Annotated in this window: 24 protein-coding genes; 11 read left to right on the forward strand and 13 right to left on the reverse strand. The window is 65.8% G+C overall.

The window, feature by feature from the left end:
- Positions 1 to 66: 66 nt before the first annotated feature.
- From sucD to QX051_RS19825, 6 genes are all read right to left on the reverse strand, one after another.
- The gene (sucD, locus tag QX051_RS19800) at positions 67 to 951 is read right to left on the reverse strand and encodes a succinate--CoA ligase subunit alpha (protein ID WP_315740708.1); all 885 of its coding nucleotides are present in this window, start codon (positions 949 to 951) and stop codon (positions 67 to 69) included.
- 55 nt (positions 952 to 1,006) lie between these two features.
- Positions 1,007 to 2,203 carry an ADP-forming succinate--CoA ligase subunit beta gene (sucC, locus tag QX051_RS19805; protein ID WP_315777283.1) on the reverse strand — a complete coding sequence of 399 codons (1,197 nt, stop codon included), beginning with the start codon at positions 2,201 to 2,203 and terminating at the stop codon, positions 1,007 to 1,009.
- A gap of 127 nt (positions 2,204 to 2,330) precedes the next feature.
- Positions 2,331 to 3,299, reverse strand: coding sequence for a malate dehydrogenase (gene mdh, locus QX051_RS19810; RefSeq protein WP_009031546.1), 969 nt, complete (start codon positions 3,297 to 3,299; stop codon positions 2,331 to 2,333).
- Positions 3,300 to 3,525: 226 nt separating this feature from the next.
- Positions 3,526 to 4,707, reverse strand: a complete 1,182-nt coding sequence (zapE, locus tag QX051_RS19815; protein ID WP_315740706.1) for a cell division protein ZapE — start codon at positions 4,705 to 4,707, stop codon at positions 3,526 to 3,528.
- 191 nt (positions 4,708 to 4,898) lie between these two features.
- A complete protein-coding gene (gene thpR / locus QX051_RS19820; RefSeq protein ID WP_315740705.1) occupies positions 4,899 to 5,438 on the reverse strand; it encodes an RNA 2',3'-cyclic phosphodiesterase in 540 nt (179 codons plus the stop codon).
- Positions 5,439 to 5,642: 204 nt separating this feature from the next.
- A complete protein-coding gene (locus QX051_RS19825; RefSeq protein ID WP_315777346.1) occupies positions 5,643 to 6,275 on the reverse strand; it encodes an arylesterase in 633 nt (210 codons plus the stop codon).
- A 55-nt stretch (positions 6,276 to 6,330) separates the two neighbouring features.
- Here QX051_RS19825 and QX051_RS19830 point away from each other — a divergent pair, with 55 nt between their 5' ends.
- The 4 genes from QX051_RS19830 (at position 6,331) to QX051_RS19845 (ending at position 11,371) form a co-directional block, all read left to right on the forward strand.
- Complete coding sequence (locus QX051_RS19830) at positions 6,331 to 7,068, forward strand: ABC transporter ATP-binding protein (RefSeq protein WP_315757140.1); 738 nt, start codon at positions 6,331 to 6,333, stop codon at positions 7,066 to 7,068.
- Positions 7,065 to 9,635 (forward strand): ABC transporter permease, encoded by a 2,571-nt coding sequence (locus tag QX051_RS19835; protein ID WP_315777284.1) that lies wholly within the window; start codon positions 7,065 to 7,067, stop codon positions 9,633 to 9,635. Before QX051_RS19830 ends, QX051_RS19835 begins: the two co-directional genes overlap by 4 nt.
- Positions 9,636 to 9,899: 264 nt before the next feature.
- The gene (locus QX051_RS19840) at positions 9,900 to 10,691 is read left to right on the forward strand and encodes a Bax inhibitor-1/YccA family protein (protein WP_315740702.1); all 792 of its coding nucleotides are present in this window, start codon (positions 9,900 to 9,902) and stop codon (positions 10,689 to 10,691) included.
- 152 nt (positions 10,692 to 10,843) lie between these two features.
- Positions 10,844 to 11,371 (forward strand): GNAT family N-acetyltransferase, encoded by a 528-nt coding sequence (locus tag QX051_RS19845; RefSeq protein ID WP_315740701.1) that lies wholly within the window; start codon positions 10,844 to 10,846, stop codon positions 11,369 to 11,371.
- 43 nt (positions 11,372 to 11,414) lie between these two features.
- On the opposite strand, the gene QX051_RS19850 is transcribed toward QX051_RS19845, so the two are convergent.
- The 3 genes from QX051_RS19850 to acnA all read right to left on the reverse strand — a co-directional run bounded on the left by QX051_RS19850 (position 11,415) and on the right by acnA (position 15,892).
- Complete coding sequence (locus QX051_RS19850; RefSeq protein ID WP_315740700.1) at positions 11,415 to 11,780, reverse strand: DUF2794 domain-containing protein; 366 nt, start codon at positions 11,778 to 11,780, stop codon at positions 11,415 to 11,417.
- A gap of 423 nt (positions 11,781 to 12,203) precedes the next feature.
- Positions 12,204 to 12,986 carry a DUF1223 domain-containing protein gene (locus QX051_RS19855; protein ID WP_315777347.1) on the reverse strand — a complete coding sequence of 261 codons (783 nt, stop codon included), beginning with the start codon at positions 12,984 to 12,986 and terminating at the stop codon, positions 12,204 to 12,206.
- 188 nt (positions 12,987 to 13,174) lie between these two features.
- Positions 13,175 to 15,892 carry an aconitate hydratase AcnA gene (acnA, locus tag QX051_RS19860; protein WP_315777285.1) on the reverse strand — a complete coding sequence of 906 codons (2,718 nt, stop codon included), beginning with the start codon at positions 15,890 to 15,892 and terminating at the stop codon, positions 13,175 to 13,177.
- A 223-nt stretch (positions 15,893 to 16,115) separates the two neighbouring features.
- On the opposite strand from acnA, the gene ccmA reads away from it, so the two are divergent.
- The 5 genes from ccmA (at position 16,116) to QX051_RS19885 (ending at position 19,380) form a co-directional block, all read left to right on the forward strand.
- Positions 16,116 to 16,745, forward strand: a complete 630-nt coding sequence (gene ccmA, locus QX051_RS19865) for a heme ABC exporter ATP-binding protein CcmA (RefSeq protein ID WP_315777286.1) — start codon at positions 16,116 to 16,118, stop codon at positions 16,743 to 16,745.
- Between the two features lie 322 nt (positions 16,746 to 17,067).
- A complete protein-coding gene (ccmB, locus tag QX051_RS19870) occupies positions 17,068 to 17,736 on the forward strand; it encodes a heme exporter protein CcmB (RefSeq protein WP_315740697.1) in 669 nt (222 codons plus the stop codon).
- Positions 17,737 to 17,829: 93 nt separating this feature from the next.
- Positions 17,830 to 18,606 (forward strand): heme ABC transporter permease, encoded by a 777-nt coding sequence (locus QX051_RS19875; protein WP_315740696.1) that lies wholly within the window; start codon positions 17,830 to 17,832, stop codon positions 18,604 to 18,606.
- 1 nt (position 18,607) lies between these two features.
- Positions 18,608 to 18,787, forward strand: a complete 180-nt coding sequence (ccmD, locus tag QX051_RS19880; RefSeq protein WP_315740695.1) for a heme exporter protein CcmD — start codon at positions 18,608 to 18,610, stop codon at positions 18,785 to 18,787.
- Positions 18,784 to 19,380, forward strand: coding sequence for a DsbE family thiol:disulfide interchange protein (locus tag QX051_RS19885; RefSeq protein ID WP_315777287.1), 597 nt, complete (start codon positions 18,784 to 18,786; stop codon positions 19,378 to 19,380). The genes ccmD and QX051_RS19885 overlap by 4 nt, the downstream gene beginning before the upstream one ends.
- A gap of 312 nt (positions 19,381 to 19,692) precedes the next feature.
- On the opposite strand, the gene QX051_RS19890 is transcribed toward QX051_RS19885, so the two are convergent.
- Positions 19,693 to 20,295 (reverse strand): septation protein A, encoded by a 603-nt coding sequence (locus QX051_RS19890; protein ID WP_315740693.1) that lies wholly within the window; start codon positions 20,293 to 20,295, stop codon positions 19,693 to 19,695.
- A 119-nt stretch (positions 20,296 to 20,414) separates the two neighbouring features.
- Entirely contained in the window at positions 20,415 to 21,362 is a 948-nt protein-coding gene (gene ftsY / locus QX051_RS19895) for a signal recognition particle-docking protein FtsY (RefSeq protein WP_315777288.1), read from the reverse strand.
- 59 nt (positions 21,363 to 21,421) lie between these two features.
- On the opposite strand from ftsY, the gene QX051_RS19900 reads away from it, so the two are divergent.
- Positions 21,422 to 22,315, forward strand: coding sequence for an RNA pseudouridine synthase (locus tag QX051_RS19900; RefSeq protein WP_315777289.1), 894 nt, complete (start codon positions 21,422 to 21,424; stop codon positions 22,313 to 22,315).
- 64 nt (positions 22,316 to 22,379) lie between these two features.
- Here QX051_RS19900 and mtaB read toward each other — a convergent pair whose 3' ends face one another.
- Positions 22,380 to 23,672, reverse strand: a complete 1,293-nt coding sequence (gene mtaB / locus QX051_RS19905; protein ID WP_315777290.1) for a tRNA (N(6)-L-threonylcarbamoyladenosine(37)-C(2))-methylthiotransferase MtaB — start codon at positions 23,670 to 23,672, stop codon at positions 22,380 to 22,382.
- A complete protein-coding gene (gene dapF / locus QX051_RS19910) occupies positions 23,669 to 24,535 on the reverse strand; it encodes a diaminopimelate epimerase (protein ID WP_315740689.1) in 867 nt (288 codons plus the stop codon). The genes mtaB and dapF overlap by 4 nt, the downstream gene beginning before the upstream one ends.
- Positions 24,536 to 24,705: 170 nt before the next feature.
- Here dapF and QX051_RS19915 point away from each other — a divergent pair, with 170 nt between their 5' ends.
- Positions 24,706 to 25,476, forward strand: a complete 771-nt coding sequence (locus QX051_RS19915; protein WP_315777291.1) for a GyrI-like domain-containing protein — start codon at positions 24,706 to 24,708, stop codon at positions 25,474 to 25,476.
- The last annotated feature ends 1 nt before the right edge of the window (position 25,477 follow it).

Here is a 25,477-nt window from a genome sequence, read left to right on the forward strand (position 1 = left end):
GCTCCGGTTAGGACCGTCTACCTTATTTATTGTAAATATTCGCGCCGAAAAGCACTAAGTCCTGAATCAGGATTTCAACTTTTCGACAAGCGTCTTGCCGAGCCGTGCGGGCGACGGAGACACTGTAATACCAGCAGCTTCCATCGCGGCCGTCTTCGAGCCGGCATCGCCCTTGCCGCCCGAGATGATCGCGCCGGCATGACCCATGCGACGGCCGGGAGGGGCGGTGACACCGGCAATGAATCCCACCATCGGTTTCTTGCGGCCGCGCTTGGCTTCGTCCCTGATGAACTGCGCCGCGTCCTCCTCGGCCGAGCCGCCGATCTCACCGATCATGATGATCGAGGTCGTCTTCGGGTCAGCCAGGAACATCTCCAGCATGTCGATGAACTCGGTGCCCTTGACCGGGTCGCCGCCGATGCCGACCGCGGTGGTCTGGCCGAGACCTTCCGACGTGGTCTGGAACACCGCCTCGTAGGTCAGCGTGCCCGAACGCGACACGATGCCGACCGAACCCGGCTTGAAGATGTTGGCCGGCATGATGCCGATCTTGCACTCGCCGGCGGTCATGACACCCGGGCAGTTCGGCCCGATCAGGCGCGACTTGGAACCCTGCAGCGAGCGCTTCACCCGGACCATGTCGAGCACCGGGATGCCTTCGGTGATGCAGACGATCAGCGGGACCTCGGCATCGATGGCTTCGCAGATCGCGTCGGCGGCGCCCGGCGGAGGCACGTAGATCACCGAGGCGTCGGCGCCGGTGGCCTCGCGGGCCTCCTTGACGGTGTCGAACACCGGCAGGCCGAGATGGGTCGAGCCGCCTTTGCCCGGCGAGGTACCGCCGACCATCTTGGTGCCATAGGCGATCGCCGCCTCGGAGTGGAAGGTGCCGTTCTTGCCAGTGAAGCCCTGGCAGATGACCTTGGTGTTCTTGTCGATGAGGATGGACATCGTGCTTTCTCTAAAAGCGTTGCGGTGAGGAATGAGCGAGCGCCTGGACCGGCGCTCAGCCTCCCTTGACGGCCTTGACGATCTTCTGCGCGGCGTCGTCGAGATTGTCGGCGGGCAGCACGTTCAGACCGGACTCGCTGATGATCTTCTTGCCGAGATCGACATTGGTGCCTTCGAGGCGCACCACCAGCGGCACCTTCAGACCCACTTCCTTGACCGCGGCCACGACGCCTTCGGCGATGACATCGCACTTCATGATGCCGCCGAAGATGTTGACCAGGATGCCCTTCACGTTCGGGTCGGCGGTGATGATCTTGAACGCCGCCGCGACCTTCTCCTTGCTGGCGCCGCCGCCGACGTCGAGGAAGTTGGCGGGCTCCATGCCGTAGAGCTTGATGATGTCCATCGTCGCCATGGCGAGGCCGGCGCCGTTGACCATGCAGCCGATGGTGCCGTCGAGCGCGACGTAGTTGAGGTCGTACTTCGAGGCCTCGATCTCCTTGGCGTCCTCCTCGGTCTCGTCGCGCAGCGCGACGACCTCGGGATGCTTGAACAGCGCGTTGGAGTCGAACGACACCTTGGCATCGAGCACGCGGAGCTGGCCCTGCTTGGTGACGACCAGCGGGTTGATCTCGAGCATCGCCATGTCCTTGGCGACGAACGCATTGTAGAGCTGGGTGGTGAGCTTCTCGGCCTGCTTGGCGAGATCGCCCGTCAGCTTCAGCGCCTTGGCGACAGCGCGGCCATGATGGCCCATGACGCCGGTGGCCGGGTCGACCGAGAAGGTGATGATCTTCTCAGGCGTGCTGTGCGCCACGTCCTCGATGTTCACGCCGCCTTCGGTCGACACGACGAAGGCGACCTTCGAGGTCTCGCGGTCGACCAGCAGCGACAGATAGAACTCCTTGTCGATATCCGAGCCGTCCTCGATGTAGAGGCGATTGACCTGCTTGCCGTCGGGGCCGGTCTGCACCGTCACCAGCGTCGCGCCCAGCATCTGCTTGGCGAAAGTGTTGACCTCGTCGATCGACTTGGCGAGGCGGACGCCGCCCTTGTCGCCGGCCGAGGCCTCCTTGAACTTGCCCTTGCCACGGCCACCGGCGTGGATCTGGCTCTTCACGACCCAGACCGGGCCGCCGAGCGTCTTCGCCGCCGCATCCGCGTCCTCCGGACGGAGAACTGGCACGCCCTTGGAAATCGGCACGCCGAACTCGTGCAGCAGTGCCTTGGCCTGATATTCGTGAATGTTCATAAGCGCTTGCTCCCCGAACCCGCGATGGGGTGACGACCAGAATTGTTGTTAGGATGTCTGGTATACCATATACCAAACATCCTGCAACTCGATGTGGGCGAGATTACGCCCCGTGAATGACCCCTGATCAGCGGCCGAGCAGGTCGGGCGCGATCTTCTTGCAGGCGTCGACGAGGCCCTGCACGGCGGCGACCGACTTGTCGAACGCCTCGCGGTCCTTGCCCGCGAGCTCGATCTCGACGATGCGCTCGACACCCTTGGAGCCGATCACGACGGGCACGCCGACATACATGTCCTTGACGCCGAACTCGCCGTTGAGATGCGCCGCGCAGGGCAGCACGCGCTTCTTGTCGCGCAGATAGCTCTCGGCCATCGCGATCGCCGACGCCGCCGGCGCGTAATAGGCCGAGCCGGTCTTCAGCAGATTGACGATCTCGGCGCCGCCGTTGCGGGTGCGGTCGACGATCTCGTCGATGCGGGCCTGCGACGTCCAGCCCATCTTGACCAGGTCGGGCAGCGGAATGCCGGCAACGGTCGAGTACTTGGTCAGCGGCACCATGGTGTCGCCATGACCGCCGAGCACGAAGGCGGTGACGTCCTCGACCGAGACGTTGAACTCATCGGCCAGGAAGTAGCGGAAACGCGCCGAGTCGAGCACGCCGGCCATGCCAACGACCTTCTTGGCCGGGAGACCGGAGGCCTTCTGCAGCGCCCAGACCATCGCGTCGAGCGGGTTGGTGATGCAGATGACGAAGGCGTCCGGCGCGTACTTCTTGATGCCGGCGCCGACCTGCTCCATCACCTTGAGGTTGATCGACAGCAGATCGTCGCGGCTCATGCCGGGCTTGCGCGGCACGCCGGCGGTAACGATGCACACCTTGGCGTTGTCGAGCGCCTCATAGGAGTTGGCCCCGGTATAGTGCGCGTCGAAGCCGTCGACCGGCGACGACTGGGCGATGTCGAGCGCCTTGCCCTGCGGAACGCCTTCGGCAATGTCGAACATCACGACGTCGCCGAGCTCCTTGAGGCCAACGAGGTGAGCCAGCGTTCCGCCGATCTGACCGGAGCCAATCAAAGCAATCTTGTCGCGCGCCATGGCAAATTTTCCTTTGAACCCGAAGGAGTGAGGGAGGTTGAAAAGTCGAGTGGTGGTTATCCCTTTCGCCCGGGCCGTTCAAGTCACGCTATGGCCAATTGGCGGGCGTGCCTTGATTTCGATCAGGACCGGGCGACGGGCGCTGATGATCCTTTCAGCATGATTGACGTGGCCTTTTCGCGGCTGTGTGCCCGGCGGCAGGCGCTCGCCAAAGCTCCGGTGGTTGTCAGGTTTCGACCAACCCCGTGGAAGTCCCAGATGCCGCCGAGTCCTTCCGCCCGTGCGGCAGGGCCAGATAGGAGTCCGAGCCCATCTCGATCAGGCGCGAGGTGGTCCGCTTGAACTCCATGGCCTCCACGCCCTCGGTCGCGATGTAGAGCGAAACCGGGTCAGCCTCGGCGGAGGCGATCAGCTTCACGGCGTTGTCGTAGAGCGTATCGATCAGGGTGATGAAGCGCTTGGCGGCATTGCGCTCGGCCAGATCCATGACCGGAACATGATCGATCAGGATCGTATGATAGTCGTGCGCGAGCCGCAGATAGTCCGAGGCTGCCAGCGGCTTTCCGCACAGATCGGCAAAGCCGAAGCGGGCGACGCCGTTGGCGGAGCACGGGACATGCAGGATGCGCCCCTTGATCGTCATGTCGCGCGGCTTGCACTTGGCATGACCCGTGAGCCGCGCCCAGGCCTTGTCGAGCGCCGCCCGCGCGTCGACATCGGCCGGCACCAGCCACATCTTCACGCCGGCCAGCTTCTCCAGCCGGAAATCGGTGCGCGCGTCCAGCCGCATCACGTCCATGTGGTCGGCGATCTGCTTGATGAAGGGCAGGAACAGCGCGCGGTTGAGGCCGCCTTTGTAGAGGTCTTCAGGCGCGACGTTGGAGGTCGCCACCACCACCGTGCCGAGCTCGAACAGCCTGGCGAACAGACGGCCCAGGATCATCGCGTCGGCGATGTCGGTGACATGGAATTCGTCGAAACAGAGCAGCCAGGCCTGGTCGAAGATCGCCTGCGCCGTGAGCCCGATCACATCGGCATCGGCGAGCTCGCCGCGCGCGATGTTCTGGCGGTAGCCGTAGATGCGCTCATGCACCTCGGCCATGAATTCGTGGAAATGCGCGCGGCGCTTGAGCTCAACCGGACAGTTCTGGAAGAACAGGTCCATCAGCATGGTCTTGCCGCGGCCGACCTCGCCATGGACATAGAGGCCATTCGGCGGCTCGCTCTTGTCGGCAAAAAGGCGACCGAACAAGCCTTGCTTGCGCGAGGGCTTGTAGGTGGAGAGCCGGCGCTCCAGCGCCGCCAGCGCGTCGGCGACCTCGGCCTGGGCGGGGTCGGGCTCGATCGCACCAGTATCGACCAAAGACTGATATTGCGCGCGGAACGCGTCTGAGGGAGTGGACAGCATGAGTCCACTCTAGGTCACGAGACTTACGTAAAATGCAATCCGCAAATGGTGGAAGCCGCCATGCGTCGGAGCCGTGATGTCTTGGTATATGGCACGCAAACGCCGCCGTGATCGTTAGCCCGGGGCTAACGACGCTCGTCTTCGCTCTTGGCCTCTGCGAACGGCTGGCTTGAACGACCGCGCTGCAGACCTCATCCCGGGGAGAGATCGTAGGCGTCCTCGACCACATAGGGCCCGCCGCCGGTCGAGGCACGCGACGAAAACAGCACGAAGCGCTCGGCCATGAACACGCGGCTCGGGAAATAGCCGCGGACGGAGAGATAGTCGGCGACGTCCTGGCTCGACGCATCGTGCAGTCGCGCCAGCGTGACGTGCGGCACGAATTTGCGTCCCTCGGGATCGAGCCCGATCCGCTGCATGAGCCGCTCCAGCTCGGCCTGCAGCTCGATCAGCGGCCGGCTCGGCGCGATGTTGGCGACGACCGCCCGCGGCTTGCGGCCGCCGAAGCTGGAGAGACCTTGCACCGTCACTTCGAACGGCTTGCGGTTCACCCGCCACAGCATCGAGGCGATCTCGTTGGCGGAGGCGCCGTCGATGTCACCGATGAAACGCAACGTCACATGGTAATTTTCGGGATCGATCCAGCGGGCGCCGGGGAGGCCACCCCGCAAACCGGAAAGCGTGTGGCCAACCTCGGCCGGGATTTCCAGTCCAGTAAACAGACGCGGCATCGTTTCAGGACTCCCGATGCTGGAGGCTGATCTCGAAAATTGACGAGATCATGCCTTCGAGAAATGATCGACGACGAATCGCCAATGCATAATTCCTACCGAACTTATATGACTCCGCGACGGAAGGTGGGTTAACGCCGGTAAAAGCTGCGGAAAACCCGGCCTTAAGGCTATCGCAAATGATCGGCGCAGGGCTTCGTTTCGCTATTGCCCACGAAGCGGACGCAGGAATGCTTCCGCCGTAGGCAACAGCCTGGACACGATGATGTCGACGCCCGCTGCGGTGGGGTGAATGCCGTCCGCCTGGTTCAGCTTGGGGTCAGCGGCGACACCGTCGAGCAAGAATGGATACAGCGGCACGCCGAATTCCTTGGCGAGCTCGGGATAGATCGCGTTGAATTTCGCGGCATAGTCGCTGCCGTAGTTCGGCGGCGCCAGCATGCCGCAGAGCATGACGGCGATGCCCCTGGCTTTCAGCCGGGTCACGATCTCGCTCAAAGCCTTGCGCGTCACGGCGGGATCGATGCCGCGCAGCGCGTCATTGGCGCCGAGCTCGACGATGACCGCTTCGGTCCCCTCCGGCACCGACCAGTCGAGCCGGTCGCGGCCGCCGGACGAGGTGTCCCCGGATACGCCGGCATTGGTGAGGTCGATCGGCAGCCCCTGGGCCTGCAAGGCCTTCTGCAGCTTGGCTGGAAACGCATCTGAAGCGGACAGGCCGAGTCCCGCGCTCAAGGAATCGCCGAGAACGACCAGCTTGATCGGCTTGACGGCCTCGGCAGCGGCGAACGCGGACCCGACTGTCATCAAGGCGAGCATCAACACGAGTATGTGCACGAAGATGTGTCCGCGCCTCTCGACCCGGCTTGCGGAGTTGCCATATGACCGAGCCATGGACAGTCTCATCGAAACCTCGCGTTTGGCCGGCCTCGCGCCGGACACCATTACCATCTCGAACGTCAACCTCTCGCTCGGCACCGGCGCGGCGCGGGTCCATATCCTCAAGGACGTCAGCCTGCGGGTCGGACAGGGCGAGACGATCGGTCTGATCGGACCGTCGGGCTCTGGCAAGTCCACATTGCTGATGGTGATGGCGGGGTTGGAACGTCCTGACAGCGGTGAGGTGGTGGTCAACGGGACCGCTTTCAATGTCTTGGACGAGGACGCCCTGGCCCGGTTCCGCGGCCGCCAGGTCGGCATTGTCTTCCAGTCCTTTCATTTGATCCCGACCATGACGGCGCTGGAGAACGTCGCGGTGCCGCTTGAGCTGGCCGGCCACGCCGGCGCCGCCGAGCGCGCGGCCCGCGAGCTCGACTCGGTCGGGCTGGGCCACAGGCTGCATCACTATCCGACCCAGCTGTCGGGTGGCGAGCAGCAGCGCGTGGCACTGGCCCGCGCCCTCGCTCCCGATCCTGCAATTCTCGTGGCCGACGAGCCGACCGGCAATCTCGACGAGACCACCGGACGGCAGATCGTCGATCTGTTGTTCACCAAGCACGCCGAGCGCGGCATGACCTTGGTGCTGGTGACCCACGACAGCAGCCTCGCGCACCGGTGCGACCGCGTCGTGCGGCTGCGCTCGGGGCGGATCGAAAGCGAGAGCGACGCCCGCGAGCCGGCTGACGCATGAGCGCCATGTCAGAACCGGTCGCGAGCGGCCGGATCGCCCTCCTGCCCGTTCGTTACGCGTTGCGCGAGCTGCGCGGCGGCTTGCGCGGCTTCTATGTCTTCATCGCCTGCATCGCGCTCGGCGTCCTCGCCATCGCTGGCGTCGGCTCGGTGGCAGCGAGCCTCAATGACGGCCTGGTTCGCGAAGGACGCACGCTGCTCGGCGGCGACGTTGCCTTTTCGCTGTTTCAGCGCGAGGCCAAGCCGGAGGAGATCGACTTCCTGCGCTCGCGTGGACAGCTGTCGCTGGCGGCAACCCTGCGCGCGATGGTGCGCTCCAGCGACGCCAAGCTGGCCCTGGTCGAGCTGAAGGCCGTCGACAACGCCTATCCGCTGCTCGGCAAGGCCGAGCTCCAGCCCGATCTGCCGATGGCCGACATCCTGGCCGAGCGCGACGGCGTCTACGGAGCCGCAGCCGATCCGGCGCTGCTGGCCCGGCTCGACCTGAAGGTCGGCGACATCGTCACGATCGACACGGTCCGCTTCCAGATTCGCAGCGCGCTGCAGGCCGAGCCCGACAAATTGTCCGGCGGCATCGGCCTCGGGCCGCGCTTCCTGATCAGCGAGGCGGGTCTGCGGGCGACGCCGCTGCTGCAGCCGGGCAGTCTCGTGCGCTGGACCTACCGGGTCCGGCTGCCCGACAATGCCAAGGACGATCACGCCGCGGCGTCCTTCATCGCCGATACCCGCCTGACGCTGCCGTCGGCCGGATGGGAGATCCGCAGCCGCAGCAACGCCTCGCCGCAACTGGAGCGGACCATCGGCCGCTTCACCCAGTTCCTGACCCTGGTCGGTCTCGCCGCCCTGCTGGTCGGCGGCGTCGGCGTCGCCAATGCGGTCAAGAGCCATGTCGACTGCCGCACCGAGGTGATCGCGGCGTTCAAGGCGCTCGGCGCCACCAGCCGCGACGTGTTCGGCATCTACCTCGTGCAGGTGATGGTGCTCGCCACGATTGGTTCGATCATCGGACTCTGCACCGGCGCGGCCCTGCCGTTTGCCATCGTCGGGCTGTTCGGCAACATCCTGCCACTGCCCGTGATCCCGGCTATTCATCCGGACGAGCTGGCGCTGTCCTTCGTCTATGGCCTGCTCACCGCGCTCGCGTTCGGTCTGTGGCCGCTCGGGCGCGTGCGTGACGTGCCAGTGGCGGCGTTGTTCCGCGAGGCGGTCATCGCCGAATGGCACCGGCCGCGCTGGAGCTATCTGGTGCTGATCGCGGGCACGGTCGTGCTGCTGATCGCGGTGGTGATCGGCCTGTCCTACGACAAGCGCATCGCCGCGGTGTTCGTCGCGGCCGCCGCGCTGGTGTTCGTGCTGTTGCGCGGCATTGCCGCCGCGGTGATGGCGATTGCGCGCGCCCTGCCGCGCAGCCGCTTCCCGATGCTGCGGCTGGCGGTCAGCAATATCTATCGCCCAGGCGCGCTGACACCGTCCGTAGTGCTGTCGCTCGGGCTGGGGCTCGCCGTGCTGGTCACCATCACCCAGATCGACGGCAATCTGCGACGCCAGTTCCTGGCACAGCTGCCGGAGCAGGCGCCGTCGTTTTTCTTCATCGACGTCCCCTCGGGCGAGGCCGACCGCTTCCGCGGCTTCCTCAAGGACCTCGCCCCTCAATCGGCAGTCGAAGACGTGCCGATGCTGCGCGGGCGCATCGTCTCCGCCCGCGGCGTGCGCGCCGAGGACCTCAAGGCGACGACGGACACCGAATGGGTGCTGCAGAGCGACCGCGGCCTGACCTATACCGCCGAGATTCCCAAGGGATCCAAGGTCGTCGAGGGCGCGTGGTGGGGCGAGAACTACAGCGGCCCGCCGCTGGTTTCGATCGAGAAGCGGATCGCCGACGGTCTCGGCCTCAAGCTCGGCGACGACATCGTGGTCAACGTGCTCGGACGCGACATCACGGCGCGGATCGGCAACATGCGCACCATCGACTGGCAGGGGCTCGGCATCAATTTCGTGCTGGTGTTCTCCCCGAATGCCTTCAAGGGCGCGCCCCACACCCATGTCGCCACCCTGACCGAGGCGCGCTCCGATGCCGTCGAGGATGCGCGCGTCATCCGCAAGGTGGCCGACGCTTTCCCGATGGTGACCAGCGTGCGGGTCCGCGAGGTGATGGAGACGGTCGGCTCGGTCGTCTCCAACCTTGCGCTCGCCATCCGCGGCGCCAGCGCGGTGACGCTGATCTCGGCCATCCTGGTGCTGGGCGGCGCGCTGGCCGCCGGCCACCGCCACCGGGTCTACGATGCCGTGATCCTGAAGACGCTGGGCGCCACCAGGCTGCGGTTGCTCGGCGCCTACGCGCTCGAATATCTGATGATCGGCTTCGCCACCGCCGCCTTCGGCGTCGTCGCGGGGTCGGTCGCCGCGTGGCTGATCGTGACCCGGCTGATGACCTTGAGCTTCGCCTGGCAGGCGGGCAGCGCCGCGCTGGTCGTCCTGACCGCGCTGATCGTGACGGTCGGCCTCGGTCTGGCCGGCACCCTGCTTGCGCTCAACCAGAAGCCGGCGACGGTCCTTCGGAATCTCTAGCGGCTTGCGCGCTCATGCCGCACGGTTAACGCGATTTATACGGCTGGGACGCGCGCGGAGCGACATTCAGCCGCGCGTGGACGCTTGCGGCGGATATGCTAGTTTCCCATCTAGGGAATGGGCTCAGAGACCTGCCAAAAGATGGCGATTTTGCCGATGACGCAAATTTAATATCTGTGGCAGTGGGTATGAGATAGGGTTTTTCGAGAACCGGCTAAGGGTCCTGCCAGGACCGGACTGCCGGGCAACCAACGGGAATCGACCATGTCGGACCTAGACCGCAATTATGCTTCACCCTTTGGCCGGGTGGCCGGGCGCGCCGATGCCGCGACCGTCGACGCCGGTCTGCGCGCCTACATGCTGCGCATCTACAATTACATGAGCATCGGCCTGGCCATCACCGGCCTCGCGGCGCTGGGCGTCTACATGGCGTCGGTGACCGGCGATCCGGCTGCCGGCGTATTCAAGTTCGGCAACGCGTACCTGACGCAGTTCGGCTACGCGATGTTCGTGAGCCCGCTGAAGTGGCTGTTCATCCTGGCCCCACTGGTCATGGTGTTCGCGATCTCGGCCGGCATCAACCGCCTGGCGCCGTCGACCGCGCAGATCCTGTTCTGGGTGTTCTCGGCCTTGATGGGCATCTCGCTGTCGTCGATCTTCCTGGTGTACACTCACACCTCGATCGTGCGGGTGTTCTTCATCACCGCGGCGACGTTCGGCGCGCTCAGCCTGTACGGCTATACGACCAAGCGCGACATGACCGGCATGGGCTCGTTCCTGTTCATGGGCCTGGTCGGCATCGTGCTGGCGAGCCTCGTGAACCTGTTCCTGGCGAGCTCGATGCTGCAGTTCATCGTCTCGGTGATCGGCGTGTTCGTGTTCGCCGGCCTGACCGCCTGGGACACGCAGCGTCTGAAGAACGAGTACATCTACGGCTACGCTTCCGCGGGCGGCGACATTGCCGAGCGCGCAGCGATCACCGGCGCCCTGTCGCTGTACCTGAACTTCATCAACCTGTTCACGCTGCTGCTGCAGCTGCTCGGACAGCGCGACTGAGCCAGCGGCTCACACGAGCGACCTTCGAAGCCCCGGCCTCACCGCCGGGGCTTTTCGTTTGCGCAAGCCAATTGCGACCGCGGCGCGGACGCGACGGCAGCCATGCCGCGAGGCCGGATTGATCGCCGCGTCCGCTTTGGTATGTTTCCACCATGTCCGACATTGAGATCCGGCCCACCCGGGAGGCCGACCTTCCCACCATCACCGCCATCTACGGCCAGGCCGTCCGCGAGGGCACGGCCACCTTCGAGCTCGACCCTCCGGATCTGACGGAAATGACGCGCCGCTTCCGGGCGCTCACCGACGACGGCTTTCCCTATTTCGCCGCCCTGCTGGACGGAGAGGTGGTTGGCTATGCCTATGCGGGGCCTTACCGGCCTCGCCCGGCCTATCGCTTCACGGTGGAGAACTCGATCTATCTCGCCCCCGCCAGCCAGCGTCGTGGCATCGGAATGCGACTGATGCGGCGGCTGATCGACGCCTGTGAGGAGGGAGGCTTTCGCCAGATGATCGCCGTCATCGGCGACTCCGCCAATGCCGGCTCGGTCCGGCTGCATACCGCCTGCGGCTTCCAGATGATCGGCACCCACCCGAGCGTCGGCCTGAAATTCGGCCGCTGGCTCGATACTGTGATGATGCAGCGCCCGCTCGGGGCCGGGAGCAGCGACGTCCCGGCGTAAGCAACGCCAGTCGGAATGTCAGGATCAGCCGGAGCGCGTGGGATCAGACCAGCGCCGGCTTCGGCGCGATCACCAGCAGCACGCGCTCGAGCTCATGACCGCGGCGCAGGATCAGGCCGGTGGCCGAGACCACGCTGTACATGCCCTGCTTACGCGCCAGCCGCGGGTCCTTCTCGATGCGGTAGATCGGCACCTCGGACGCCCGGCGAAACACGGAGAAAACGGCCCGGTCACGCAGGAAGTCGATCGAATAGTCGCGCCACTCACCGTCGGCGACCATGCGGCCGTAGAGGTTGAGGATACGATTCAGCTCGAGGCGATCGAACGTCACCCGGTTGGGCGCTGCGGCCGCGTTGCGCGCCGCCGCGCGGTTCTCGCTGGGGTCGGCATCCTCCGGAGTGAGGTTCATGAGCGTCCTCCTGTCATCTGTGTGACATGATCGCGCCATCCGCCGGAAGCCGCAAGGGGCCGTTTTCATTGTTGAAGTTCGGCCGCGCGTGCCAACCGCGCGAACTCCGCGAACACGCAAGCGTCACGGGATCGTTAGCAGAATCATAATCGCGCCGTCTTTCCGCCCACCGACCGCCCCCGACCTTAGGCATAAGATTCGTGTGCGTTGGCCCGGTCCTTTCGGTTCCGGATTCCTCAGCCCCCAGCCCCCCGGGGTCGTCAGGATCGGGTCCATTCACAAGTAAGGCAAAGGGCCAACGCAAGTTGGTCCTTTTGCTTTTTTGGCGTGAGCTGCACGGAACATGTTGTGGCGCGCCTCCGTCCCATGGACGTGACGCGCCTACCGCAGGTCAACGGAAACGAAGATCAGGACGATGGAAGATCAGCGCTCGGGAGCACGCGCCGTTGCTGAAGCCCGTCCGACCAATGGCAACTCGGAAAAGGCGGCCCCGAGCATCGCACCGGGGCGGTCGCGACTGCCGTCCTGCACATAGACGACGGTGCCATCGACGCCCTCGCGGGCGATCTTCTCCAGCGGCACGCTCCATCTGACCGGCGAACCATTCCAGTCACCCAGCTTCTGAAGACCGCGAACGACATTGTAATAGGTCAGATCACGGCCGCTGTTCTCGCCGCGGCCGACCGAGATCGGGACCACCCGCGAGATCGAGCAGACCCAGACCTCGCCGTGCTTGCGCGGCATCTGGTCGTTGGCCGCGGCCACGGAGACAGTGAGGTCCTGGCCGTCGACCGACAGCCTCACCGGCACCGACATCACGCTGCCACCCTGGACAGTCTCCTCGATGGCGCCTTCGATCGCCTCGCGGTCGCTGCCGATCACATGCACGGAGCCGTTGACCACCGCCTGCGGCGTATAGACTTCGCGATCGCCACGCGCCCTGGAATAGGCCCGCTGCCGGGCCGTGAAGCGGGAGTCGGCCAGCGTGTCCTTCCAGCCCAGGTAGTCCCAGTAGTCGATCGGCAGGGACAGCGCGATGACCGAGGGATCTCTGGCGAGCTCGCCGAGGATCTTGTCGGCCGGCGGGCAGGATGAACAGCCCTGGGACGTGAAGAGTTCGATCACCGCACGCGGATCGGACGCAGCCGGCCGGACGAAAGCGATGACCGCACAGACACTCAGCGCCGCGCGCGACCACCACGACATCTGTCCACTCATCGTCACTGTCCTGTCTGGAACATGGTCCGCTGCGCCCTGCCGCGTCAATGATCTGCGAAGCCGCCCTCGTAGTTAATAGATTGCAAACGAAAAGGAGGCGGCCTTTGTCATAGGCCGCCTCCTTCATCACCCGCTACTCACTTCAGAGTGAGCCAAACTGTCGCGTCGCGCTTTGGTTAAGCAGCGAGCTTGCGCAGCACGTAGTGCAGGATGCCGCCGTTGCGATAGTAGTCCAGCTCGTCCAGCGTATCGATCCGGCAGAGCAGCGGCACCTGCTGCGCCGCCCCGTCGGCCGACACGATCTCGGCGGTCAGGGTTTGACGCGGCTTCAGGTCGCCCTGCAGGCCCTTGATGGTGACCTTCTCGTCGCCCTTCAGGCCGAGCGAGGACCAGGACGTGCCTTCCTGGAAGGTGAGCGGGAGCACACCCATGCCGACCAGGTTCGAACGATGGATGCGCTCGAAGCTCTGGCAGATCACGGCGCGGACGCCGAGCAGCCGGGTACCTTTCGCAGCCCAATCGCGCGACGAGCCGTTGCCGTATTCGGCGCCGGCGAACACCACCAGCGGCACGCCCTCTTCCTGGTACTTCATCGCAGCGTCGTAGATCGACATCTGCTCGCCGTCGGGCCAGTGCTTGGTCAGGCCGCCTTCCGGAATGTTGCCGTCGGCACCTTTGAGCATGAAGTTCTTGATGCGGATGTTGGCGAAGGTGCCGCGCATCATGATCTCGTGATTGCCGCGGCGCGTGCCGTACTGGTTGAAGTCGGCCGGGCGGACCTGGTGCTCGCTGAGGAATTTACCGGCGGGCGAGGTCAGCTTGATCGAACCGGCCGGCGAGATGTGGTCGGTCGTGATCTTGTCGCCGAACAGCGCCAGCACGCGGGCCTCGACGATGTCCTTGATCGGCTCGGGCTCCTTCTTCATGCCGTCGAAATACGGCGGGTTCTGCACGTAGGTCGACGACATGTTCCAGCGATAGGTCTCGCTCTCGACCGTCTTGATCTTGCGCCAGTTGGTGTCGCCCTTGAACACGTCGGCGTAGCGCTTCTTGAAGATCGACGCCTTGACGAATTTCTTGACGAAGTCGTTGACCTCCTTGGTCGTCGGCCAGATGTCTTTCAGGTAGACCGGCTTCTTGTCCTTGCCGATGCCGATCGGCTCGACCGAAAGATCCTTGGTCACGGTGCCGGCGAGCGCGTAGGCCACGACCAGCGGCGGCGAGGCCAGGTAATTGGCCTGCACGTCCGGCGAGACGCGGCCTTCGAAGTTGCGGTTGCCCGACAGCACGGCCGCCGCGACGACGCCGTTGTCGTTGATCGACTTCGAGATCTCCTCCGGCAGCGGACCTGAATTGCCGATGCAGGTGGTGCAGCCGAAACCGACCAGGTTGAAGCCGACCTTGTCGAGGTCCTTCTGCAGGCCGGAGTTAGCCAGGTACTCGGCGACCACCTGGCTGCCCGGGGCGAGCGAGGTCTTCACCCACGGCTTGGCCTTGAGGCCCTTGGCGGCGGCGTTGCGGGCCAGCAGGCCGGCGCCGATCAGCACGCTCGGGTTCGAGGTATTGGTGCAGGAGGTGATGGCGGCGATGACGACATCGCCATGGCCGATGTCGAAGTCCTTGCCCTCAACGGGGAAGCGCTGCGCGGCATCGCTCTTCTTGTACTCGCCGGCCAGCGCGGTGGCGAAGCCCTCGGCCACCGCCGGCAGGGCGATGCGGCCCTCGGGACGCTTCGGACCAGCCATCGACGGCACGACGTCGGCGAGATCGAGGGTCAGTGTCAGCGTGAACACCGGGTCCGCCGACTTGGCGGTGCGGAACAGGCCCTGCGCCTTGGCATAGGCCTCGACCAGCGCGACGCGCGGGCCCTTGCGGCCCGAGGTCTTGAGATAGTCGATGGTGGCGGCGTCGACCGGGAAGAAGCCGCAGGTCGCGCCATATTCGGGGGCCATGTTGGCGATGGTCGACTTGTCGGCGACCGAGAGATGGTCGAGGCCGGGCCCGAAGAACTCGACGAACTTGCCGACCACACCGAGCTTGCGCAGCATCTGGGTGACGGTCAGCACCAGGTCGGTCGCGGTCACGCCTTCCTTCAACGCGCCGGTCAGCTTGAAGCCGACGACGTCGGGCAGCAGCATCGACAGCGGCTGGCCGAGCATGCAGGCCTCAGCCTCGATGCCGCCGACGCCCCAGCCGAGCACGGCCAGACCATTGACCATCGTGGTGTGCGAATCGGTGCCGACCAGCGAATCCGGATAGGCGACCTCGAAGGTGCCCTTGGTGCGGCCGACGGTCATCTTCTCCTTCTTGGTCCAGACGGTCTGCGCGAGGTATTCGAGATTGACTTGGTGGCAGATGCCGGTGCCGGGCGGCACGACGGAGAAGTTCGAGAACGCCTTCTGGCCCCACTTCAGGAATTCGTAGCGCTCCTGGTTCTGCTTGTACTCCTCGGCGACGTTCTTGCCGAACGCCTTGTTGTCACCGAAGTAGTTCACGATCACCGAGTGGTCGATGACGAGATCGACCGGCACCAGCGGGTTGATCTTCTCCGCGTCGCCGCCGAGCTTCTGCATCGCGTTGCGCATCGCCGCGAGATCGACCACCGCAGGCACGCCGGTGAAATCCTGCATCAGCACGCGCGCCGGACGGAAGGCGATCTCGTGCTCCAGCGACTTCTTGCGCAGCCATTTCGACACCGCGACAATGTCGTCCTTGGTGACGGTGCGGCCGTCCTCGTTGCGCAGCAGATTCTCGAGCAGCACCTTCATCGAATAGGGCAGCTTGGAGATGTCCTTGAGACCGTTCTTCTCGGCTGTGGGCAAGCTGTAGTAAATGTAGCTCTTCGTTCCGACCTTGAGGGTCTTGCGACACTTGAAGCTGTCGAGCGAGGTCATGCGTGGAAATCCCAATTGATCTGTATACCCGGAGGGGGTATTTAAGAACCGTCAGCGCGAGGCGCCGGATGGCTTGCAGCGGGCGATTGTGTGCTGCATCAAGGTCGGGCTTATAGAAGCTTTCTAACTGCGCCGCCACAGCCACAAGCAAGCCGCGACGTGGCATCACCCACAAATTCTCACGCGCTAGCCATCAATTTCGTAAGGGCTGTCACGACGGGCCATGCAGCTTTCTCCAACATTGTCTCCGAAACTGTTCGGCCGCGACGTCAGATGCGTGCGCGGCGGTCGCGAGGTGTTCGCAGGACTTGCGTTCGAAGCGGTCGCGGGCGAGGCGCTGGCGGTGACCGGACACAATGGTGCGGGCAAGACATCACTGCTGCGGCTGATTGCCGGCCTACTGCTGCCGGCGGGCGGCTCCATCGCCATCGAGGGCGGCGAAGGCGAGTTGACGGTGCCCGAGCAGGCGCACTATCTCGGCCACCGCGACGCGCTGAAGCCGGCGCTCAGCGTGCGCGAAAACCTGACCTTCTGGGCCGAATTCCTCGGCGGCGGCGTCACGCGGCCGATCCCCGACTGTTTGGCGGCGGTGGGCATCGCGCACGCCATCGACCTGCCCGCTGCCTATCTGTCCGCCGGCCAGCGCCGCCGCCTGTCGCTGGCGCGCCTGCTGGCGGTGCCGCGCCTGGTGTGGCTGCTGGACGAGCCGACCGCCGCGCTCGACGTCGCCGGACAGACGATGTTCGCCGGCCTGATGCGCGAGCATCTCGCTGGCGGCGGGCTGATCGTGGCCGCGACACATGGACCGCTCGGCATCGCCGCGCGTGAGCTGCGGATCGGGGAGGCTCGATGATTCCCTCTCGCCTCTTCGCAGTCCCACCCACCGCTCTCTCCGTTCCCTCCCCCCCTGTGGGGGAGGGTCAGGGAGGGGGGTGCCCCACGACGCGCTCTAACTTGTTTGACGAGATTCGGTCGCACCAACCAACGTCCCATCGGCGCGCCGACCCCTCCCCCTTGCGGGGAGGGGTCGGCGGTGGGGGTCCACAACGGCAGCGTCACCCGGAGGCACCCCCCTCCCCAGCCCTCCCCCACAAGGGGGGAGGGAACGCAGTTTGCGGGTGGAGGGAGCGCGGCTCACCATCTGCCATCAAGCAATCAGCCAAGGCCCTCCCCGCATGACCGCGCTCGGTGCCCTCATCCGCCGCGACATCCGGATCGCGCTGCGCATCGGCGGCGGTGCGCTGATCGGCGTGCTGTTCTTCCTCACCGTCGTGGTGCTGATGCCATTCGCGGTCGGACCGGATCTGGCGCTCCTGACCCGGCTCGGCCCCGCCATCCTCTGGCTCGGTGCCCTGCTCTCCAGCCTGCTCACCCTGGACCGGCTGTTCACCGCCGACCACGAGGACGGCTCGCTCGACCTGGTCGTGATGAGCCGGACACCGCTGGAGCTGGCCTGCGCTGCCAAGGCGCTGGCGCACTGGCTCGCCGCCGGCCTGCCGCTGGTGATCGCGACGCCCGTGCTCGGACTGCTTCTCAATCTCGACGCCACCGCCACCGGCGCCGTCGCGCTGACGCTATTGGCGGGCACGCCTGCCCTGACCTTCATCGGCATGATCGGTGCGGCGCTGGCGGTGACCATGCACCGCGGCGGGCTGCTGCTGGCGGTCTTGGTGCTGCCACTATCGATCCCGGTGCTGATCTTCGGCGTCGCGGCGTCGCAGGCGGCCATCGTCGGTCCGCTGCCGTTCGGGGCGCCATTCTCGATCCTGTGCGCATTGTCGCTGGTGAGTTTCGTGATCGGCCCGTTCGCCGCTGCGACAAGCTTGCGGAACGGGCTGGATTGACCCACCGCCCGCCGAGGTTTGACCATGATCAACTCTTACCTGGTGGCGCCGTGCTGATTGCCTGCAACCGCTTCCGCCTTTAACAAGGGTCTCATGTCGCTGATCGACCTTGCCAATCCCACCCGGTTCCTCGGCCTCGCCGCACGGTTGCTGCCGTGGCTGGCGCTGGTCACGACCGCGCTGCTGGCTGCCGGCCTGTACCTCTCGGCGCTGGCGCCCGACGACTATCAGCAGGGCGCGACCGTCAAGATCATGTTCATCCACGTGCCCAATGCGTGGCTGTCGATGTTCGTCTGGGGCGTCATGAGCATCGCCTCGCTCGGCACCCTGGTATGGCGGCATCCGCTCGCCGACGTCGCCGCCAAGGCCGCCGCCCCGATCGGCGCCAGCTTCACGTTCCTCGCGCTGCTCACCGGCTCGCTGTGGGGCCGGCCGATGTGGGGCACCTATTGGGAGTGGGATGCCCGGCTGACCTCGGTGCTGATCCTGTTCCTGATGTATCTCGGCCTGATGGCGCTGTGGCGCGCGGTCGAGGATCCCACCCGCGCCGCCCGTGCTGCCGCCGTGCTGACGCTGGTTGGCGCCATCAACCTGCCGATCATCAAGTTCTCAGTCGACTGGTGGAACACGCTGCATCAACCCGCGTCGGTGATGCGGATGGGCGGTCCGGCGCTCGACAAATCATTCCTGATCCCGCTGCTGGTGATGGCAATCGGGTTCACGTTCCTGTTCGTGACGCTGCATGTCGCGGCGATGCGCAACGAGATCCTGCGTCGTCGTGTGCGCAGCCTGCAGATGATGCAGGCGCGCGCCTACACAACGACCGCACCAGCCGACGATCCGGCAGGCCAGATCGCGGGAGCGGCTTGATATGGACCTCGGCCCCTATACCTCCTTCATCGCCACCTCCTATCTTGCGGCGGCGCTGGTCGTGGTGGTGCTGATCGGCTGGATCGCCATCGACTACCGCACCCAGAAGGCGCGCTTGCGCGCGCTCGAGGACAGCGGCATCAGCCGCCGTTCCGGCCGCGCGGCAACGGACATCCAATGACTGAACAGGCCGCGACAGAGCCGGCGCCGCGCCGCCGCTCATTCCTCATGCTGCTGCCGCTCGTGGTGTTCCTCGGGCTGGCGGCGCTGTTCTGGTCGCGCCTCGGCAACGGCGATCCGTCGCGCATTCCGTCGGCGCTGATCGGCCGTCCAGCGCCGGCCACACTGCTGCCGCCGCTGCCGGAGCTGGCCAGAGACGGCACACCGGTGCCCGGACTCGATCCGGCCGCGCTCAAGGGCAAGGTCAGCATCGTCAATGTCTGGGCGTCGTGGTGCGTGCCATGTCACGACGAGGCGCCGCTGCTGGTCGAGCTCGGCCGCGACAAGCGCTTTCAGATCATCGGCATCAATTACAAGGATGGCGCCGACAACGCCCGCCGCTTCCTCGGCCGCTACGGCAATCCCTATGACGTCGTCGGCGTCGACGGCAATGGCCGCGCCGGCATCGAATGGGGCGTCTACGGCGTGCCCGAGACCTTCGTCGTCGGACGCGAGGGCACCATCGTCTACAAGCTGGTCGGCCCGATCACGGCGCAGAACATCGATGCGGTGTTGAAGCCGGAGATCGAGAAGGCGCTCAAGGCGGGCGGGTAGTTTGCTGAAAGACCAGCAGTTGTTTTCTCGTGATCGCGAGCGAAGCTGTTGGTCGAATCCTCGCTGTCATCGTCCGGCTTGACCGGGCGATCCAGTACGACATGACTGCGCGGTGACTCACGACTGCCGCGGCGTACTGGATCATCCGCTTTCGCGGATGATGACACTGAGAGTGAGGCGCTGAGGCGCGCGGCGTCTTGCAAGATCAGTTTGCGCCTGTCGTTCCGGGGCGATGCGGAGCATCGAACCCGGAACCTTGAGATTCCGGGTCCGCTCGCCGACGCGAGCGTCCCGGAATGACAGCACCGCGTACTACCCCTTGCTCACATCCCCCTCGGCCGCATCGCTGGCTTCGAGCGACGCCGGGTCCTGGTGGTAGCGCTTGATCAGCGGCATCTGGGCGATGGCGAAGATCATGGTCAGCGGCACAACCCCGAAAGCCTTGAAGCCGACCCAGAAATCGGTGCTCTGCGTGCGCCAGATGATCTCGTTCAGCACCGCCATCGCCGCGAAGAACAGCGCCCAGCGGAAGGTGAGGATGCGCCAGCCCACGGCCGTCAGGTTGAACATCTGATCGAACATGATCGCGATGAAGGAGCGGTTGAACAGCAGACCGCCGCCGAGCACGGCCGCGAACAGGCAGTAGATGATGGTCGGCTTGACCTTGATGAAGGTCTCGTCGTGCAGCACCAGGGTCAGCGTGCCGAACACGATGACGACGACGGCGGTCACCAGCGCCATCAGCGGCACGTGCCGCGTCACCACATAGGACGCGATCAGCGCCGCGATGATCGCCACCATGAACGCGCCGGTCGCAGCGAACAGATTGAACTTGGCGTTGACCACGAAGAACACGATCAGCGGACCGAGTTCGGTCGCGAGCTTGAACAGCGGATGCGGCTGGGTCTTGTCCATTCCATGTCCCGTTGGCTGTCATCATCCGCGGCCGCGGATGATCCAGTAGCCCCTGATGTCTCGTGGCGGAGGAGGCGCGCAACGGGCGGAAAGGCTCGCAGGCGCGCCGCACCGTGACGTCAATCCTCGATTCCCGCAATCGCCCGCGCGAAATCCCTGGCGGCGAACGGGGAGAGATCGTCGACCCCCTCGCCGACGCCGATGAAGTGCACCGGCAGCTTGAACTTCTCCGACAGCGCCACCAGGATGCCGCCGCGCGCCGTGCCATCCAGCTTGGTCATCACGAGACCGGTGACGCCTGCCGTACGATGAAACGCCTCGACCTGCGACAGCGCATTTTGTCCCACCGTCGCGTCGAGCACGAGCAGCACCGCATGCGGCGCCGACGCGTCGACCTTGCGAATGACACGCACCACCTTTTCGAGCTCGTTCATCAGCTCGGCCTTGTTCTGCAAACGACCGGCGGTGTCGATCAGCAGAATGTCGCGGCCCTGCTCCTTGGCCGCGGTGATGGCGGTGAACGCAAGGCTGGCCGAGTCCGAGCCCTGCGCGCCGGCGATGACCGGCGCCTTGGTGCGCTCGCCCCAGACCTTGAGCTGCTCGATGGCGGCGGCGCGGAACGTGTCGCCCGCCGCCAGCATCACCTGCCTGCCCTCGGACGCAAATTTCGCGGCCAGCTTGCCGATGGTGGTCGTCTTGCCGGAGCCGTTGACGCCGACGACGAGAATGACGAACGGCTTGTGGCCCGGCGCGATCTCGAGCGGCTTCGCCACCGGCGACAGCACCTTCTCGACCTCGGTCGCGACCACCGCCTTCACCTCGTCGGCGCTGATCGCCTTGTCGTAACGGCCGGTCCCGACGGCCTCCGCAATCCGCGCAGCGACCTGGGTACCGAGATCGGCGCGCAGCAGCACGTCCTCGATGTCGTCCAGCATCGCGCGGTCGAGCTTGCGCTTGGTGACGAGATCGGCCACGGCCGTGCCGAGCGCGCCGGAGGTGCGCTTCAGGCCCGCGGACAGCCGCCGCCACCACGACAGCTTGGGTGTTTCGGAGGTGGTATCGTTCATGGCGTGGTGTTAGCCCTTTCCATTCGCAAACGAAAGCTCACACCCGCGTTACGGTTTCCATGGACATTAACCAACCCAGCAACGAGGAGATGCTCGCCCGCGTGCTTCATCGCGACGGGCTGATGCTGGTGATCGACAAGCCGGCCGGCATTCCCGTGCACAAGGGACCAAAGGGCGGACCGAATCTCGAAGCCTCGTTCGACGCACTGCGCTTCGGCCTGCCGCGCCCGCCGGTGCTGGCGCATCGGCTCGACAAGGAAACCTCGGGCTGTCTGGTGCTCGGCCGTCATCGCAAGGCAACGGCCTCGCTCGGGCTTTTGTTCAAGCACGGCAAGATTTCGAAGACCTATTGGGCGGTGGTCGAGGGCGGGCCTGACGCTGACGAGGGCGTGATCGAGCTGCCGCTCGGCAAGCTCAACGCCGAGCGCGGCTGGTGGCAGAAGCCGGATCCGCAAGGGCAGCCGGCGGTGACGAAATGGCGCGTGCTGGGGCGGTCATACTCTCTTGCCAGTCTATCCCTGAACTCCCCTCCCACTCGTGGCAACGACTCCCCTCCCCCTTGCGGGGAGGGGTCGGGGGTGAGGGCCCCCACGGGCAGTGTCGCTTGGAGCCACCCCCCTCCCCAGCCCTCCCCCACAAGGGGGGAGGGAGCGCATCTGCCGGGTGTAGAGTCAGTGCACTCCAATCGCAGTGCGCGACTCACCTGGCTCGCCATGGAACCAGTGACCGGCCGCACCCATCAATTGCGCGTGCATTCGGCTGCGTCGGGCTGGCCGATCGTCGGCGACAACATCTACGGCAACGGCCCGCGCTTCGGCGAGCCGCGGCTGCATCTGCACGCGCGCGAGATTTCGATCCCGCTGTCGAAAAACAAGCCGCCGGTACACGTGGTGGCGCCGGCGCCGGTGCACATGCATGAGCGACTCAGGATGTGCGGGTGGAACGGGGAGTGAGCCGCCGCATCAGGCGCAAGCGAGACCTGGGCTCGCACCACACCTACCGCCGTCATCGCCCGGTTCAACCGGGCGATGACGGCGGGGGCGGGACTAACAGCCTGCCCCCATCATGACCTGACATCGTGAGGCGCTGCACGGTGCCCATCGTGTGACCCGCTACGGCCACCGGCAGATAATGCTCCGTCCGGCCCTGCGTCTCGCTCTCGATCAGCACGTCGCGCAGGCAGCCGATCTCCTGCTCCAACCGCCGCCGCAGCGCCGCGTCGCCCGCAGCCCGCAGCCGCCGCGCCCGCTCGCGGATGACGGCGCCATCCACCTGCGGCATGCGCGCGGCCGGCGTGCCCGGCCGCGGCGAATAGGGAAAGACGTGCAGGAAGGTCAGCCCGCATTCCTCGACGAGATCGAGCGAGCGCGCGTACATCTCCTCGGTCTCGGTCGGGAAGCCCGCGATCAGATCGGCGCCAAGCGCGATGTCCGGCCGCAGCCGGCGCACCTGAGCACAGAATGCGATGGCATCGGCGCGCGCATGCCGCCGCTTCATGCGCTTCAGGATCAGATCGTCACCCGCCTGCAGCGACAGATGCAGATGCGGCATCAGCCTCGCATCATCAGCGAGGGCATCGAGCAGGTCGGCATCCGCCTCGATCGAATCGATCGAGGAGATGCGCAGGCGCTTCAGCTCGGGCACGTGGCGCAGGATCTGCTTCACCAGCCGGCCGAGCTTGGGTGCACCCGGCAGATCCGCGCCGTAGCTCGTGAGGTCGATTCCGGTCAGCACGATCTCGGCATGGCCGCGCTCGACGAGCGTCCGCACCTGATCGACCACGGCGCCCATCGGCACCGAACGCGAATTGCCGCGGCCGAACGGGATGATGCAGAACGTGCAGCGATGGTCGCAGCCGTTCTGCACCTGGACGAAGACACGCGGCAGGCCCCGCTGGAAGCCATCGACCAGATGCGGCGCCATCTCCGTCACCGCCATGATGTCGGAGACGGCGACCTTCTCGGATGCATCGATGCCGAAGCGTGGCACGGCCAGCGCCTGTGTCGTCGCACGCCACGCGTCGGGCTGCAGCTTGTCGTCATTGCCGATGACGCGGTCGACCTCGGGCATGGAAGAGAACATGGTGGCCTGCGTCTGCGCGGCGCAGCCGGTCACGACGATGCGCGCCGCCGGGCGCTCGCGCTTCAGCTTGCGGATGGATTGCCGCGCCTGCGCCACGGCCTCGTTGGTGACGGCGCAGCTATTGATGACGATGGTGTCATCGGCGCCGGCCGCCTCGGCATGTTTCGCGATCAGCTCGGATTCGAACGCGTTCAGGCGGCAGCCGAAGGTGACGACGTCGACGCTCATGCGACGCTGGCGAACATCGACGGCTCGAACCGCCCCTCGAACTCGAATGCGGCGGTGCCCGTCATCAGCACGTGATCGTCGCGCTCGCGCCACTCGATCGTGAGCTCGCCGCCGGGCAGCGTCATCTGCACGATCCGGTTGGCGCGCTTCAGCCTGGCAGCCGCGACCGCGGTCGCGCAGGCCGCCGAGCCGCAGGCCTTGGTCAGCCCCGCGCCGCGCTCCCAGGTGCGCATCGTGATGTGGTCGCGATCGACGATGTGGGCGAGCGTGATGTTCGCACGCTCCGGGAAAATCGGATGGTTCTCCAGCAGCGGCCCGAAGCGCTCCAGATCATAGGCATTGACGTCGTCGACCCAGAACACCGCGTGCGGGTTGCCCATGTTGACGACCGAGGGCGAATGCAGGATCGGGGCATTGATCGGCCCGATCTGCAGCTCGATGTAGCGGGTGTCGCGGAACTCCTCGGCGAGAGGAATCTCCTGCCAGCCGAACTTCGGCACGCCCATGTCGACGGTGTAGAGGTCGGGCGCCGGCCCCTGCCAGCAGTTCAACAATCCGGCGCGGGTCTCGAACGTCGCGCTGGTCTGGCCGGTCTTGCCGAACACCTGCCGTACCACGCAGCGCATGCCGTTGCCGCAGGCGCCGGACTCCGACCCATCATTGTTGTAGATGCGGATGAAGGCCTCGGTGCCGTCGAGCCGCGGCGGCTGCAGCACCATCAGCTGGTCGTAGGGGACGCGGGCCGCCACCGCGCGCGCCTCGTCGGGCGTGACGACATGCTTCACGTCGCGCAGATCGACCACGACGATCTCGTTGCCGATCCCGTTCATCTTGACGAAGCTGTGGTTGGCCAGCGCGCTCATGAAAATATCCAAATTGTGTCCGCCTTATATGGCGAATGGCGCGGCATTGACCAGCCTGCAGAGCGACATGACGCATCTGTCATGGGACGCCGCGCCGCCGAGCATGTTAGGACCGGTTCATTCGCCGGCACGAACCGGGCAAAGCAGCACGGCCACTGGAGAATAGTCGAATGAATCTCAGCACTTTCCGCCTCGTTCTGGCCGTGAGCTCGGTCGCGCTTCTGCTCGGCGGCACGCTCGCCCGGGCCCAGGCGCCCTCGGCCTCGCCGGCTCCGGCGGCCTCAGCCACGCCCGCACCGGCCCCGAGCGCGCTACCGGCCCCGGCGGTGCCGGCCTCTCCTGCGCCTGCCGCGTCGGCCAGTCCGGCGCCCGCGACCAGCCCGACGCCGGCCGCCAGCGCAAGCCCCTCGCCGTCGTCATCTCCGACCGCGGCCCAGTCCCCGGCCACGTCGCCGCCGGCCGCGGCGCCAGCCCAGGCGGCCGACGCCTTCGGCGACGAGATCAAGCTCGAGGCGAAGAAGGTTGTCCTCGTCAAGGGCACCGCCAATTGGGACAATGCGTTCGAAACGCTGATCGACTCCTTCAAAGCGCTGTCGGCCACGCTGGACAAGCAGGGCATCAAGCCCGCCGGCAACGGCATGATCGTCTACACCTCGACCGACGACACCGGCTTCACCTTCCTGGCCGAGATGCCGATCGAGCAGGAGCCGAAGACGCTCGGCAAGGGCATGAGCATCGGCCAGTCGCCCGAGGGCAAGGCGCTGAAGTTCGTCCATCGCGGCTCCTACGACAACATGGACAACACCTACGAGGCGATCACCAACCACCTTGATGAGCGCCGGCTGGAGGCCAAGGACACCTTCATCGAGGAGTACCTGACCGACCCCTTGAAGACGGCCGAGGACAAGCTCGTCATCAACGTCTACGTGCCGCTGAAGTGAG

Origin of the sequence: Bradyrhizobium sp. SZCCHNR1053, from assembly GCF_032381235.1 — a bacterium.
GTDB lineage: Bacteria > Pseudomonadota > Alphaproteobacteria > Rhizobiales > Xanthobacteraceae > Bradyrhizobium.

What these genes read in the sequence shown, in the direction of transcription:
- sucC (WP_315777283.1), bottom strand. Translation starts at nt 2,203, where the DNA reads ATGAACATTCACGAATATCAGGCCAAGGCACTGCTGCACGAGTTCGGC.
- ftsY (WP_315777288.1), bottom strand. Translation starts at nt 21,362, where the DNA reads ATGAACGATACCACCTCCGAAACACCCAAGCTGTCGTGGTGGCGGCGG.
- QX051_RS19830 (WP_315757140.1), top strand. Translation starts at nt 6,331, where the DNA reads ATGGACAGTCTCATCGAAACCTCGCGTTTGGCCGGCCTCGCGCCGGAC.
- ccmB (WP_315740697.1), top strand. Translation starts at nt 17,068, where the DNA reads ATGACCGCGCTCGGTGCCCTCATCCGCCGCGACATCCGGATCGCGCTG.
- acnA (WP_315777285.1), bottom strand. Translation starts at nt 15,892, where the DNA reads ATGACCTCGCTCGACAGCTTCAAGTGTCGCAAGACCCTCAAGGTCGGA.
- QX051_RS19840 (WP_315740702.1), top strand. Translation starts at nt 9,900, where the DNA reads ATGTCGGACCTAGACCGCAATTATGCTTCACCCTTTGGCCGGGTGGCC.
- QX051_RS19835 (WP_315777284.1), top strand. Translation starts at nt 7,065, where the DNA reads ATGAGCGCCATGTCAGAACCGGTCGCGAGCGGCCGGATCGCCCTCCTG.
- QX051_RS19850 (WP_315740700.1), bottom strand. Translation starts at nt 11,780, where the DNA reads ATGAACCTCACTCCGGAGGATGCCGACCCCAGCGAGAACCGCGCGGCG.
- mdh (WP_009031546.1), bottom strand. Translation starts at nt 3,299, where the DNA reads ATGGCGCGCGACAAGATTGCTTTGATTGGCTCCGGTCAGATCGGCGGA.
- sucD (WP_315740708.1), bottom strand. Translation starts at nt 951, where the DNA reads ATGTCCATCCTCATCGACAAGAACACCAAGGTCATCTGCCAGGGCTTC.
- zapE (WP_315740706.1), bottom strand. Translation starts at nt 4,707, where the DNA reads ATGCTGTCCACTCCCTCAGACGCGTTCCGCGCGCAATATCAGTCTTTG.
- QX051_RS19855 (WP_315777347.1), bottom strand. Translation starts at nt 12,986, where the DNA reads ATGTCGTGGTGGTCGCGCGCGGCGCTGAGTGTCTGTGCGGTCATCGCT.
- ccmA (WP_315777286.1), top strand. Translation starts at nt 16,116, where the DNA reads ATGCAGCTTTCTCCAACATTGTCTCCGAAACTGTTCGGCCGCGACGTC.
- QX051_RS19890 (WP_315740693.1), bottom strand. Translation starts at nt 20,295, where the DNA reads ATGGACAAGACCCAGCCGCATCCGCTGTTCAAGCTCGCGACCGAACTC.
- QX051_RS19900 (WP_315777289.1), top strand. Translation starts at nt 21,422, where the DNA reads ATGGACATTAACCAACCCAGCAACGAGGAGATGCTCGCCCGCGTGCTT.
- mtaB (WP_315777290.1), bottom strand. Translation starts at nt 23,672, where the DNA reads ATGAGCGTCGACGTCGTCACCTTCGGCTGCCGCCTGAACGCGTTCGAA.
- QX051_RS19915 (WP_315777291.1), top strand. Translation starts at nt 24,706, where the DNA reads ATGAATCTCAGCACTTTCCGCCTCGTTCTGGCCGTGAGCTCGGTCGCG.
- dapF (WP_315740689.1), bottom strand. Translation starts at nt 24,535, where the DNA reads ATGAGCGCGCTGGCCAACCACAGCTTCGTCAAGATGAACGGGATCGGC.
- QX051_RS19875 (WP_315740696.1), top strand. Translation starts at nt 17,830, where the DNA reads ATGTCGCTGATCGACCTTGCCAATCCCACCCGGTTCCTCGGCCTCGCC.
- QX051_RS19885 (WP_315777287.1), top strand. Translation starts at nt 18,784, where the DNA reads ATGACTGAACAGGCCGCGACAGAGCCGGCGCCGCGCCGCCGCTCATTC.
- QX051_RS19845 (WP_315740701.1), top strand. Translation starts at nt 10,844, where the DNA reads ATGTCCGACATTGAGATCCGGCCCACCCGGGAGGCCGACCTTCCCACC.
- ccmD (WP_315740695.1), top strand. Translation starts at nt 18,608, where the DNA reads ATGGACCTCGGCCCCTATACCTCCTTCATCGCCACCTCCTATCTTGCG.
- thpR (WP_315740705.1), bottom strand. Translation starts at nt 5,438, where the DNA reads ATGCCGCGTCTGTTTACTGGACTGGAAATCCCGGCCGAGGTTGGCCAC.